The organism is Fictibacillus sp. 7GRE50, assembly GCF_015903875.1.
GTDB lineage: Bacteria > Bacillota > Bacilli > Bacillales > Fictibacillaceae > Fictibacillus > Fictibacillus phosphorivorans.
On record NZ_JACZDW010000004.1, the window covers coordinates 154,299 to 167,060 of the forward strand.

General features: G+C 39.5%; 12 protein-coding genes. 10 read left to right on the forward strand and 2 right to left on the reverse strand.

The genetic code is table 11. The features are described 5' to 3' along the window. The first annotated feature begins 4 nt into the window (after positions 1–4). From pstC to IHV12_RS22920, 5 genes are all read left to right on the forward strand, one after another. Positions 5–919 (forward strand): phosphate ABC transporter permease subunit PstC, encoded by a 915-nt coding sequence (gene pstC / locus IHV12_RS15850; RefSeq protein ID WP_197131217.1) that lies wholly within the window; start codon positions 5–7, stop codon positions 917–919. Next, positions 919–1,797: a phosphate ABC transporter permease PstA gene (gene pstA, locus IHV12_RS15855; RefSeq protein WP_197191467.1), complete on the forward strand. Its 879-nt coding sequence runs from the start codon at positions 919–921 to the stop codon at positions 1,795–1,797. The genes pstC and pstA overlap by 1 nt, the downstream gene beginning before the upstream one ends. A 46-nt stretch (positions 1,798–1,843) precedes the next feature. Then, on the forward strand, positions 1,844–2,629 hold the full coding sequence (gene pstB / locus IHV12_RS15860; RefSeq protein WP_370568839.1) for a phosphate ABC transporter ATP-binding protein PstB: 786 nt from the start codon (positions 1,844–1,846) through the stop codon (positions 2,627–2,629). A gap of 23 nt (positions 2,630–2,652) precedes the next feature. Next, positions 2,653–3,312, forward strand: a complete 660-nt coding sequence (phoU, locus tag IHV12_RS15865; RefSeq protein ID WP_191753821.1) for a phosphate signaling complex protein PhoU — start codon at positions 2,653–2,655, stop codon at positions 3,310–3,312. Positions 3,313–3,458: 146 nt separating this feature from the next. After that, on the forward strand, positions 3,459–3,581 hold the full coding sequence (locus tag IHV12_RS22920; RefSeq protein ID WP_255552626.1) for a hypothetical protein: 123 nt from the start codon (positions 3,459–3,461) through the stop codon (positions 3,579–3,581). Here IHV12_RS22920 and IHV12_RS15870 read toward each other — a convergent pair. Both IHV12_RS15870 and IHV12_RS15875 read right to left on the reverse strand, forming a co-directional pair. Then, complete coding sequence (locus IHV12_RS15870) at positions 3,576–4,040, reverse strand: hypothetical protein (RefSeq protein WP_197191468.1); 465 nt, start codon at positions 4,038–4,040, stop codon at positions 3,576–3,578. The genes IHV12_RS22920 and IHV12_RS15870 overlap by 6 nt on opposite strands. Positions 4,041–4,059: 19 nt before the next feature. Beyond that, on the reverse strand, positions 4,060–4,251 hold the full coding sequence (locus IHV12_RS15875) for a hypothetical protein (protein WP_066396184.1): 192 nt from the start codon (positions 4,249–4,251) through the stop codon (positions 4,060–4,062). Between the two features lie 368 nt (positions 4,252–4,619). Between IHV12_RS15875 and IHV12_RS15880 the strand changes: the two genes are divergently transcribed. From IHV12_RS15880 to rpmG, 5 genes are all read left to right on the forward strand, one after another. Beyond that, complete coding sequence (locus tag IHV12_RS15880) at positions 4,620–5,267, forward strand: DUF4912 domain-containing protein (RefSeq protein WP_197191469.1); 648 nt, start codon at positions 4,620–4,622, stop codon at positions 5,265–5,267. 11 nt (positions 5,268–5,278) lie between these two features. After that, on the forward strand, positions 5,279–8,077 hold the full coding sequence (locus IHV12_RS15885) for a 1,4-alpha-glucan branching protein domain-containing protein (RefSeq protein WP_197191470.1): 2,799 nt from the start codon (positions 5,279–5,281) through the stop codon (positions 8,075–8,077). Beyond that, positions 8,077–10,488: a sugar phosphate nucleotidyltransferase gene (locus IHV12_RS15890; RefSeq protein WP_197191471.1), complete on the forward strand. Its 2,412-nt coding sequence runs from the start codon at positions 8,077–8,079 to the stop codon at positions 10,486–10,488. Before IHV12_RS15885 ends, IHV12_RS15890 begins: the two co-directional genes overlap by 1 nt. A 3-nt stretch (positions 10,489–10,491) precedes the next feature. Then, positions 10,492–12,474: a glycoside hydrolase family 15 protein gene (locus IHV12_RS15895; protein ID WP_197191472.1), complete on the forward strand. Its 1,983-nt coding sequence runs from the start codon at positions 10,492–10,494 to the stop codon at positions 12,472–12,474. Between the two features lie 99 nt (positions 12,475–12,573). Further along, positions 12,574–12,723: a 50S ribosomal protein L33 gene (gene rpmG / locus IHV12_RS15900; RefSeq protein WP_066242361.1), complete on the forward strand. Its 150-nt coding sequence runs from the start codon at positions 12,574–12,576 to the stop codon at positions 12,721–12,723. Positions 12,724–12,762: the final 39 nt, after the last annotated feature.

The window sequence follows — 12,762 nt, forward strand, 5'->3', positions numbered from 1 at the left end:
CTCTATGATTCAGGAGAATAAGTCTTCAAGAAGTCAATCAGCGGTAATGGAAAAGGTTGTTCCAAAACTCTTTTTAATCTGTGCAATCATATCTATCTTTACAACAATAGGTATTGTCTTTACATTGTTAACAGAAACTTTTACATTTTTTAACCGAATCTCAATAGTAGAATTTTTCACCAATACTAGATGGTTTCCTTTTGCATCTGACGAACATGCTGACTTTGGGATCATTGCTCTTATCATGGGGACATTGACCGTAACAGCGATTGCTATGGTTGTGGCTATCCCGATCGGTCTTGCTGCAGCTATCTATTTAAGTGAATATGCATCTGCAAAAACGAGAAAAGTTATTAAACCTATTTTAGAAGTGCTAGCTGGAATTCCTACGATTGTTTATGGATTCTTTGCTCTCACATTCGTTACACCTTTATTGGATAAGATCATTCCAGGTGGAATTTCAATCTTTAACGCACTAAGTCCCGGAATTGTAGTAGGAATCATGATTATCCCTATGATCGCATCATTGTCTGAAGATGCGATGAATGCCGTACCAAACTCTATGAGAGAAGGTGCGTTGGCTCTTGGTGCAACACGCTTTGAAGTAGCGATGAAAGTGGTACTTCCGGCAGCACTTTCAGGAGTTATTGCATCATTCGTACTAGGGATTTCTAGAGCGATTGGTGAAACGATGATCGTTACCATTGCTGGTGGTTCTAGACCAACTGCAGATATTAATGTAACGGAGTCTATCCAAACGATGACAGCTTATATCGTTCAGGTCAGCCAAGGAGATACGGGCTATGGTACGACGATCTATTACAGTATTTATGCAGTAGGTATGACTTTGTTCGTATTTACATTAATCATGAATCTACTTGCTCAATTCATTTCCCGCAAGTTTAGGGAGGAATACTAATGGCATTAATCAATAAAGAATCTGTTAAAAAAAGAATGGGAACGAGATTAGCAGCAAACGGGCTTGCTAAATTCCTTTTTATACTGGCAACGTGTTTTTCTTTACTCGTACTAGGAGTTTTGATCTACAGAATCTTATCAGAAGGTTTACCCTATCTAAGTTTAGATTTTATTACGAACTTTGCATCCCGAATGCCTGAACGTGCTGGTATATGGGCTGCGCTGCTCGGTACCATCTGGGTAATGGCAGTAACTGCACCCGTTTCTTTTATTCTTGGTGTAGGAACCGCAATTTATCTTGAAGAATACGCGAAAAAGAACGCTTTTACAAAATTTGTTCAGATTAATATTTCTAATTTAGCTGGTGTTCCATCGATCGTATTCGGATTGTTAGGTCTAACAATCTTCGTTCGTCTACTTGGCTTAGGATCAAGTGTACTTGCAGGTGGTTTGACGATGAGTCTTCTAATTCTTCCTGTAATCGTTGTTGCTTCACAAGAAGCGATCCGAACCGTGCCGAGAGAGATTCGAGAAGCTTCTTTCGGAATGGGTGCGACAAAATGGCAGACGATCAGAAGAATCGTGTTTCCAGCAGCACTTCCCGGAATTTTGACAGGAACGATTCTTGCTTTATCACGTGCTGTAGGAGAGACTGCACCACTATTAGTATTAGGTGCATTAGCTTATGTAGCGTTTGTTCCAGAAAACATATTCTCGCAGTTCACTGTATTACCGATACAGCTTTATAACTGGACGAGCAGACCGCAAGAAGAGTTTCATATGATTGCAGCAAGTGGAATCATCATTCTGTTAATCATCTTGCTGATTATGAACTCAATCGCAGTATTAATCCGAAATAAGTTTCATAAACGCTTCTAATAGAGAGTAGGAGGACGAGAAAATGGATATTACAATCAACAAACAAATGGTTCAAAAAAATGAAAAAGAACAGGATTTCACACCTGTTTTTAAGATCAATAATTTAAACTTGTGGTACGGACAGGATCATGCTTTAAAAGATATTAAATTTGATATTCCTGAAAAGCAGGTTACTGCCATCATCGGACCATCAGGGTGCGGTAAGTCGACATTTATTAAAACGCTGAACAGAATGGTGGAAATGGTTCCGATCGTCCGTATGTCCGGGGAAATTGTTTATAGAGACAAGAATATTTTTGATTCTAAATACGGCGTAGAAGAACTTCGTACACAAGTTGGTATGGTGTTCCAAAAACCAAATCCGTTTCCTAAGTCTATTTATGAAAACGTAGCTTATGGACCACGTATTCACGGGATCAAGAATAAAAAAGTATTAGATGAGGTAGTTGAGAAAAGCTTAAGAGGTGCCGCGATCTGGGACGAAGTAAAAGACCGTCTGCATGAGAACGCATATGGTTTATCAGGTGGTCAGCAACAGCGTCTATGTATTGCAAGATGCTTAGCGATCGAACCAGATGTTATTCTTATGGATGAACCTACTTCTGCTTTAGATCCGATTTCTACTTTAAAAGTGGAAGAGCTCGTGCAAGAGCTTAAGAAAGACTATAGCATTGTTATTGTGACACATAACATGCAACAAGCAGCTCGTATTTCAGATCGCACCGCTTTCTTCCTTAATGGAGAAGTTGTGGAATATACAGATACGAGCACATTGTTCTCAAATCCAGCGGATAAGCGGACAGAAGATTATATTACAGGACGATTCGGTTAATTAAAGAAATAGGAGTGAGATAAATGGTTGTTCGTGAAAATTTTCAGCTTCAGTTAGAAGAGATGAAACAAGCGATCGTACAGATTTCTAAATTGGCAGAGGAAGCATTAGAGCTTTCTGTTGAAGCATTAAAGAATCAAGATCTCGATAAAGCCCTACAGATTATTGAAAATGATAATCGAATCAATGTCCTTGAAGATGAAATCAACGACATGGCCATTCTATTGATCGCTAAACAAGCACCTGTAGCATCTGACCTTAGACGAATCATTGCTGCTATCAAAATCTCGTCTGATATTGAAAGAATGGCTGACTTTGCCGTTAATATTGCGAAGTCTACCATTCGAATTGGAAAACAAGAGCTCATCAAACCATTAGAAGAGCTTCCAAAGATGGCACATCATGCGATCGCTATGCTTACAACAGCTACAAAAGCCTATGTGGAAGAAGATGTAGCTCTAGCGAAGCAACTAGCGGAACTTGATGATGAAGTAGATGAAACATACGGGAAAATCATTAAAGAACTATTAGAGCTTATGACAAAAAATCCTGAACATCTTTCTCAGATCAGTCAGCTTCTGTTTGTGTGCAGGTATATTGAACGTACTGCTGACCACGCTACAAATATTGCAGAGAGTATTATCTTTTTAGTAAAAGGAAAAAGATACGGTTTAAACGATTAAACAAATAAAAAAAGCGAGCACTGATCACTTCAGTGCTCGCTTTTTTTTACCGCTCTTTTATAAAAGATTGTTGCTTTGAACTCCTTGTCACCTTTAACAATTGATTGTAGTGCAAGGTGTAAGACTCCTACAAGACAGGCGGGCAGGTGAGACACTTAAGAGTGAAACGTACCGCTCACCGCCTGCCCATTGGAAAGCGAGCAGCCTGGAACGGAAATCAAACTTTCAAAAGCAACAAAGTTTACGAAAACTATTATGTAGAATTATGAACTTGTGATTTCTTTAGCGATCTCATCGAAACTCATCTTGCTGTTTACTTGATGAGATTCAGCTCTTACTGCACCTTCTAAATTGTTCGTACGCAAATATTTTAAGAATTCATCGCTATTCTTAATGATGTTTTCTTTTTGTAGAAGATCACATACTTCTCCAGTACTCATTCCTTGAGTGATTGTTAAAGTCATCTGATACACCTTTTCTTCCTCTTTTTGAGGCGCGGTTTTAGGTTCTTCTTTTGCAACCGGAGCCGCAACGGTTTCAGTGTCTTTAAGTGAAGTATACTCTTCCTTTGAAATTGCTAATTCGCCTTTTTCAGAAAGATATTGAGCTACCGATTCTTCTGTTAGTTCAGAAGTTTTATCAGCATCAGCCGTATAATAAAAACCAGCCAAAATTCCTGTTGAAAGGATAATACCTGCTGAAAATCCGCGAAGGTTTTTGCTTGTCATACTCATTACCCCTCACAAATTAGTTCTTATCATTAATCATCATTTCATCTTCAAGAACTTTTAATTTCTTTTTTATTTGATAGATCTCTTTCATTAACTGAATAGTAAAGTTCTCGAGCTGTGTTTCAACTGACGCTTCCTTGTTTTTTCTAAAGGAAAGAATCAAAAGAATAACACCAACTAGTAACAATCCAAAAATAGCAAACTCCATAATATCCTCCCTAATTTAAAGCTATACCCTTTACTTTTATAACATAGTATTCTGCTGTGGTATAGGGTTTTTCGCAAAAGTTTACACAAATTGCTACAATTCGACTATTTTCTCATTTAAATCCATACTGGCATGAAAATGAGGGAAATGAAAACGACGTTTTTTGTCTTACTTTGTCAAATAGACAGAATTATCAGAGAGATAAACCGGTTACAAAAACTTTACATATTCGGAAATCTCAAGTGGGATAAGGAAGCGCCATTTTTCGACTTTTTTGACACATTGTATATAAAAATATCCAGTGATACGATTATAAAAAATATGGTAATAAATAAACATTTCATAGAATAATTAATTAGGATGAGGTGATGAACTTGATCGAAGATATTGTCAAACTAAAGGAGAACGGCTTAACCCTTCAAGAGATCGCTCAAAGAATGAACATGTCTTTAGGAAAGGTTCAGTATCGCTGGAACAAATACCGGCAGCAGCAAACACCATCGCACCATGAACTTCCATCTCAGCCCGTTCTTAAAGAAGAGAAGTGGACGATGCCTTTTGAATATGAAGAGGCTAATGTTCATCTGATGCCAAGGACCCCTGATAGCTTGTATGTTTATTGGAGTTTTTCTGAATCAACAAAACAGATGGCTGAACATCATTTTCGCACAAATTGGGAAGAACTTCCTTCAGTACTAAAGATTTATGACGTAACGGATATTGATTTCTTCGGCCACAATGCTCATCGAACGTTTGAGGTTGAACTTCCTCCTATGACTAACAATTGGTTTCTTCAATCCTTGGAACCTGGTAGAACATATATCGTTGATATTGGTACTCGCACGTTTGATGGAAGTTTTTTTACTCTGTTAAGATCAAATCCTGCTGAGACGAGTCCTGCACTCTATAACAGTTTGCATGATGAGAAGATTGACAGATGGAAACACCAAATTGTTGATGAGCCTGAATGGCTAGAAAACTTTTCAACCTATTCATATTATCAAAAAATTAGATAGGAGAGTAAAACATGTCTAACGGGTATTTTTCATTAGTCTTGCACGCTCACCTTCCTTATGTGAGACATAAAGAAGCGAATCGATTAGAGGAAAGATGGGTATTTGAGGCACTTACTGAGACATATATCCCGTTGTTATGGGTACTCGAAGATCAGCCTGAAGCCTTGTCTTGGACCTTATCGTTCTCACCGCCTTTGTTGGAGTTATTAAACGATCCAGTCATTCAAAAACGTTATTTAGAACATTTAGACCTTACGATAAAACTTGTTAAAAAAGAAAAAAAACATTCTTCGAATACGGAAGAAGAAGAGATTATCGGGTTTTACGAAGAACGATATAAAAGAATTATGGAAACGTATCAAGAATTCGATTGTAAAGTGACAGATGCTTTTAAACGCTATATAAAACTTGGGAAGGTTAATTGCATCACTTCCTCTGCAACCCACGCATTCCTTCCCTATGTTCAAACTGAACAAGGAGTTAAAGCTCAAATCTTTGCAGGCGTTCAAACCTTTGAAAAGTACTTTGGTGAAAAGCCTAAAGGGTTTTGGCTGCCAGAATGTGCTTACTCTCCCGGAGTAGATATCGCGTTAGCAGATGCAGGTATTCAATATACTTTTGTAGATGAAGAAACTCTACTCAGAAGTAAGCCCGTTCCATCTAAAGGTATCGGAGCTCCTGTATACTCTCCGCATGGGGTGGCATTGTTCTCGCGAAACCAATGTATCTCTGAAACAATTTGGAATTCTTCTGTCGGCTATCCAGGCGATTTTGATTATCGAGAGTTTTATCGAGACGTCGCCTATGAGAGGGACAATGAATATATAAAGAGCTTCATCCATCCTGAAGGAATTCGAGTCGATACGGGTTTAAAGTATTGGAGAATAACTGGGAAAACGGAGAACAAAGACTGGTACCAAAGAGAATGGGCATTAAATAAAGTGCAGAGTCATGCTTATGATTTTTGTCATCGCATTACAGAATATCTACATACTAACGAACAATCTTACCCTCCTCAACTAATAACTGCACCATTTGATGCAGAGCTATTTGGACATTGGTGGTTTGAAGGACCAGAATTTTTACTTCAATCCATGAAAGTTTCAACAGAACAAAACATCACGTGGATCACACCTCAAGAATTTTTAATTAGACATTATCAAGATCTAGAGACTGTAAGACCATGCTTTTCAACATGGGGCAGAAACCAAACAGGTGAAGTATGGCTGAACGAATCAAATGCTTGGATGTATAGACATCTGCATCATTGTGAAAAAAAGCTGGTCCAGCTCGCGGCACGTCTTTCACATGAAGAACCAAACATCGTTGTTGAACGATATGCAGATCAGATGGTTCGTGAATGGATGCTAGCTGCAAGCTCTGACTGGGCATTTATCATTGAAGGTAACAGTGCTGCAGAATATGCAAAGTCAAGGTTTCAAGAGCATATCGAGAGGTTTCATGAACTAGATCGATCGATTGAAAATAAAACATATCATCCAAATGAAATAGCAGAGTTTGAAAACCAATACCCCTTCATGCTTACAAACGATTTGTGGCACTTTTTTAAGAATAAACATGATGAGTACGTGGCGTCCCACTATAGCGAACGAAAAGCTGACAAGAAGAAAATATTAATGCTTTCATGGGAATTCCCTCCTATGGTAGTAGGTGGATTAGCAAGGCATGTATTTGATCTATCAAGAAAATTGGTCGAGCGAGGATCAGAGGTATATGTTATTACCTCTTCTGTTCCGGGATATCCCGAACACGAGGTGAATAATGGTGTACATGTATACCGAGTTGCCGGGAAGCAGCCGAATTTTGAGTCGTTTTTCCATTGGACAGGAAGTTTGAACATGGCCATCACTGAACAAGCGCTGGCTCTCGCAAAGAAGATTGATTTTGATTGCATTCATGCACATGATTGGCTCGTTTCAGTTTCGGCATTAGCCATTAAAAAAGAACTGAACATTCCTTTGATCACTACCATTCATGCAACAGAACATGGCAGGAACAACGGGATAACTTCCCCACTCCAATACGAGATCAATCAGAAGGAATGGGAGCTTATGGATGGATCTGATCATTTGATCGTCTGCAGTGACTATATGAAAAATGAGTTAACAGGGGTTTTTAGCATACCGGAACAGAAGGTAACCATACTGCCAAACGGTATAGATCCAGATCAGATCACTTTTAAATCTAGTCCTTCTATTGAAAGGAATCACGACGACCATGAACTTCTTCTTTTCTCGGTTGGCAGGCTTGTAAAAGAAAAAGGGTTCCAAACGATCATCGAAGCGGCAGATATACTAAGGAATTCTGGCAAACACATCAAATTTGTAATTGCTGGAAAAGGTCCTTTAATGGATGAACTAAAAGAAATGATCAGGCAGAAGAGCTTAGAAGACTATGTACATCTAGCAGGATTCGTAAGCGATGAGGAAAGAAATGAATATTTTGCAAAAGCTGATGCCGCTCTTTTCCCGAGTCATTATGAACCGTTCGGTATTGTTGCGCTCGAAGGGATGGCTGCAGGGAAGCTGACTATCGTTTCTGATACGGGAGGTTTAAGAGAAATTATTGATCATGAAAAGACAGGGTTAAAAGTATATCCTAACGATCCAGAGAGTATTGTGTGGGCTGTAGAATATATCCTAAGAAACCGTGAACGCTGCCAAGACATCGCTAAGAATGGAGAGGAAATAGCTAGAACCGTTTTCAGCTGGGATTCCATTGCTGAAAAGACTGCAGAACTCTATATTAGTAAACAAAATCAAACATCAAAAGTGGGAGGTATCGTTTAATGAAGGGTGTAATTATGGCTGGTGGAAAAGGGACACGTTTAAGACCTCTTACATGCAATATGCCAAAACCAATGGTGCCGATGCTTCACAAACCCGTAATGGAGTATGGGATCGAACTTCTTAAGAAATTTGGGATTACAGATATCGCCGTTACCGTTCATTACTTACCAGACGCAATCAAAAACTATTTTGGTGATGGCCGTGATTTTGGTGTGAACCTTCAATATTTTGTTGAAGATTCTCCTTTAGGAACAGCTGGGTCCATTAAAAATGCTGAAGAATTTCTTGATGAGCGTTTTATCGTGATCTCCGGCGATGCGTTAACGGATTTTAACCTTGAAAAAGGTATCCAATTTCATGAAGATAACGATTCACTCGCTACGATCTTCATGAAGCAAGTTGATTCACCATTAGAATATGGTGTGATCATGACCAATCAAGAAGGAAAGATCATTCGATTTCTTGAAAAGCCAAGCTGGAATGAAGTCTTTAGTGATACTGTGAATACGGGTATCTATGTACTTGAACCAGAAGTATTTAATTTTATCGAGAAAGATGTTCCGGTAGATTTTAGCAAGGATTTGTTTCCGCTATTAATGAAAGAAGATAAAAATTTGTTTGGTTATCAAGCGGAGGGATATTGGTCTGATATTGGAAGCCTTCAGCAGTATCGCCAATCCCATTACGATATGTTGAACGGCTTGGTGGATCTTCCATTTGCGGGAGAAGAAAAAGAGCCAGGTGTCTGGATCGGTGAGAATGTTTTTATTGAAGATGGAGCTGTGATCGAGGCTCCTGTCAGCATTGCAGATGGAGCAGTGATCAGGAAGGGCTCTCATATCGGAAAGCTATCTGTTGTTGGAAAGAATAGCGTAGTAAGCTCAGGAAGTTCTTTAAAGAAAACGGTGTTATGGAACGATGTTTTTGTAGGAGATCAGTGTGAATTAAGAGGAGCAACTATCGCGAACGGTACGAAAGTGGAGAAGGACGCGTCTATCTTTGAACATGCTGTAGTAGGTAACCATTGTACGATAGGTAAAAATGCGACGCTAAAGCCAGATGTTAAAATCTGGCCAGAAAAAGAGATCTTTGAAGAAGCGCTTGTTCACACCTCGATCGTATGGGGTAAAAAAGCTACAAAATCTTTGTTTGGATCTAGAGGAGTTTCTGGGATCGCTAACGTGGAGATCACACCAGATTATATCGCAAGACTGGCATCAGCTTATGGAGCTGTTCTCCCTTATGGATCACAGATCATCATCGCAAGTGATTCGCATGACTTTTCAGTTATGATTAAACAATCTTTTATACAAGGACTTCATTCTTCCGGGGTGCACACGCTTGATATTAGTCCTACTGTCGCACCAGTTGTCCGTTTCTCTATCGAAGAAGAACGCTTAGAAGGCGGTGTTTACGTAAGGTTCTCTAATCCTACGGGAGAGAAACAACTGATGATCGAATTCTATGATAAAAAAGGACTTCCAATACATTCAGATCTTGAAAGAAAGATCGAGAATGCATATTGGCAGGAAGATTATAGACGTGCATCATTTGATCGTATTGGAAAAGGTGCTGTACAGGCGAACAAACATGAAGATTATATTTCCGCGCTTTTAGAAGAAATACAAGAAAAGGGTATCCAAGAAGCAAAGTTTAGAGTTGTGGTGAATTACAACCACCAGCCTTATCTGAACTTTATTCCTAACCTTTATAATCGATTGAACTGTGAGATCCTTACCGCGCCATATCAAACGAAACCAGAGGAAATGGCATCTTTTGTAAGAGTAACAAATGCCAATATCGGAGTTTTGATCGGAGAAGCGGGTGAAACATTGCGTCTCATTACGGAGACTGGTGAAGTGTTAGATGAAGAGACCATGCTTGCTCTCTATGTTTTCACAGCATTTTCTCAAGGTAAACAAAAAGAGATGGCTATCCCTGTGTATGGATCATCTGCGCTAGATTCCATCGCCGAACGTTTAAAAGGAAAGTTGATCAGAACGAAAGCTAACCCACGTTCTATCATGGAAGTAGGGGATGGGGTCCTTAATTACCAATACGACGCTCAATACGCATTTGTTCATATTTTAGAGATCATGGCAATGCAGCAGATCACATTATCTGAACTCGTAAAGATGCTTCCAGATGTTCATATGCTACGAGAATATGTACCTTGTCCAAAAGATAAGAAAGGCCGAGTGATGCGCAGGCTGATGGAAGATATCCGTGATAACAATGTGGAATTGCTTGATGGTATTAAGGTTTTCCATCCTGAAGGTGGATGGACGCTTATTCTTCCAGACGTAGAGCAGCCTGTTTTCACAGTGTATTCTCAGAATACGGATCCTGAACAAGCGAAACAAGCGGCATCGCAATATATTGAAAAAATACAGTTGTATCAGCAGGTGTAACAGATGCCAAGACATTTGGTTTTAGGAAACGGAAAATTATTGATCAATTTAGATGAATATTTGCAGATCAGAGACATCTATTTTCCTTACGTCGGTCAGCAAAATCATGTACAGGGGCATGTTAACCGTCTAGGAGCCAGTATCAATGGCTCCTTTTCTTGGCTTTCCTCAAAAGAATGGGTGATCGAGCCCGGTTATCATATTGACTCGCTCGTTACACTCTCGTACGCAAAGAACGCAAAAGAAGGCATAACGCTCAAGATTGAAGATGCCGTACATCAAAGAGAAAATATGTTTATGCGGAGAATCACCGTTTTAAACGAATCAAATGAAGAAAGAAGGATCAAACTTTTCTTCCACCAAGATCTAACTATCTATGAGAATGAAGTGGGAGACACAGCTTACTTTGATCCTGAAAAATCTGTGATCATCCACTATAAGAAGAATCGTTACTTTTTGTTTGCAGGTTCATTCGATCAAAAGGGGATTGACCAGTACACAACAGGGGTCAAACGTTTCTTAAGTGCTGAAGGAACATGGAGAGATGCAGAAGATGGTCATCTTCATGTAAACCCGATCGCGCAAGGATCAGTGGATAGTACTTTTTCCGTACAAGGCATTGTTCCACCACACGGAAAAGGAGACGTGCACTATGCTCTAACCGTTGGAAAAAGTAGAGAGGAAGTGTTTTCGCTCTACGATTACCTCATGGAGATCGGTCCATCTTTAACTTTAGATAAGATCGATGTGTATTGGAGGAGATGGGTAAATAAAACAAAGATCAATCCGTGCAACCTCTCTGATGAACTTCTTGATCTATATAACAGAAGCTTACTGATCATTCGGACACAAACCAATGAGAATGGTTATATCATAGCGGCCAATGATTCTGATATTCAGCATTATAACCGCGACCATTATAGTTACATGTGGCCGAGAGACGGTGCACTGATAGCAGCCGCTGTCGCAAAAGCGGGTTTTCATGGAATGGTGAAGAACTTCTATCGCAGGTGTGCAGATGTTTTAACAAAAGAAGGATACCTTCATCATAAATATAACCCCGACGGTTCGATCGGATCATCTTGGCATCCAATGATCGATAAAGAAGGATCGAGCCAGCTGCCGATTCAAGAAGATGAAACAGCGCTCGTACTGTGGGCATTTTGGGAACATTATAAAGAAACAGGAGATATTGAGTTTGCTCAATCTCTCTATCGATCATTAGTCCGTCCGAGTGCGAGATTTTTGCTTCAATATATGCAAGAAGAGCTTGACCTTCCGTTGCCTTCTTATGATCTTTGGGAAGAAAGAAGAGGGATCTTTACCTTTACAGCAAGCTCTGTATATGGGGGTCTTATGGCTGCTTATTCTTTTGCGACGCTATTCGGTGAAGATGATCGAGCAGAGAGGTATAAGAAGGGTGCAGACCGAATAAAAGCTGGAATGGAAAAGCATTTGTATGATGAAGATTCAGGAAGGTTTTTAAGAGGTATCTATCTGTTGGATGATAACGCCTATAAAAAAGATTTCACGATGGAATCTAGCATGTATGCTCTCTTTGCGTTTGGTGTATATCCTGCCGATGATGAACGAATCGTCAGAACGATGCAGCAGATGAATGAAGAGCTTAGCATTAAGTCCGGTGTTGGCGGGATAGCAAGGTATACGAATGATTATTACTTTCAACAAACGCACGATATGACAAGAGCGCCTGGGAATCCATGGTTGATCTGTACGCTATGGCTTGCAAAATGGCATGTGCAATGTGCGAAATCACTTCAAGACCTAGAACGTCCTCATGAAATTTTACGCTGGGTTCACGAACATAGTTTTTCTACAGGTGTCTTACCTGAACAACTGCATCCGTTTACTGGAGAGGCTTTGTCAGTGGCTCCTCTCACATGGTCACATGCTACATTTATAGATGTTCTCAAAGAATATACCAAAGTCTATGAGAAACTTTCACAAAACTCACTTGCTCGTTAGAAAAGAATTTGTTATCATGTTATGGTATGGTTTAATAGAGAATATGACTGTTAGTAACCATGAAAATGTACTTTGGTAAAGATGTGGAGGGAAACAACAATGCGTGTAAACATTACTTTAGCTTGTACTGAAACTGGTGATCGTAACTACATCACTACAAAAAACAAGCGTACGAATCCAGACCGTTTAGAGCTTAAAAAATACAGCCCGCGTTTAAAGAAATACACAGTTCACCGTGAAACAAAGTAATTTCACGTAGAAGCGCCTGAGACCCATGCAAATGAGGGA

Bases quoted from the DNA above. Each gene is read 5' to 3' on its own strand.
- pstC (WP_197131217.1), top strand. From the start codon at position 5: ATGATTCAGGAGAATAAGTCTTCAAGAAGTCAATCAGCGGTAATGGAA.
- pstA (WP_197191467.1), top strand. From the start codon at position 919: ATGGCATTAATCAATAAAGAATCTGTTAAAAAAAGAATGGGAACGAGA.
- pstB (WP_370568839.1), top strand. From the start codon at position 1,844: ATGGTTCAAAAAAATGAAAAAGAACAGGATTTCACACCTGTTTTTAAG.
- phoU (WP_191753821.1), top strand. From the start codon at position 2,653: ATGGTTGTTCGTGAAAATTTTCAGCTTCAGTTAGAAGAGATGAAACAA.
- IHV12_RS15870 (WP_197191468.1), bottom strand. From the start codon at position 4,040: ATGACAAGCAAAAACCTTCGCGGATTTTCAGCAGGTATTATCCTTTCA.
- IHV12_RS15875 (WP_066396184.1), bottom strand. From the start codon at position 4,251: ATGGAGTTTGCTATTTTTGGATTGTTACTAGTTGGTGTTATTCTTTTG.
- IHV12_RS15880 (WP_197191469.1), top strand. From the start codon at position 4,620: ATGAACTTGATCGAAGATATTGTCAAACTAAAGGAGAACGGCTTAACC.
- IHV12_RS15885 (WP_197191470.1), top strand. From the start codon at position 5,279: ATGTCTAACGGGTATTTTTCATTAGTCTTGCACGCTCACCTTCCTTAT.
- IHV12_RS15890 (WP_197191471.1), top strand. From the start codon at position 8,077: ATGAAGGGTGTAATTATGGCTGGTGGAAAAGGGACACGTTTAAGACCT.
- IHV12_RS15895 (WP_197191472.1), top strand. From the start codon at position 10,492: ATGCCAAGACATTTGGTTTTAGGAAACGGAAAATTATTGATCAATTTA.
- rpmG (WP_066242361.1), top strand. From the start codon at position 12,574: ATGCGTGTAAACATTACTTTAGCTTGTACTGAAACTGGTGATCGTAAC.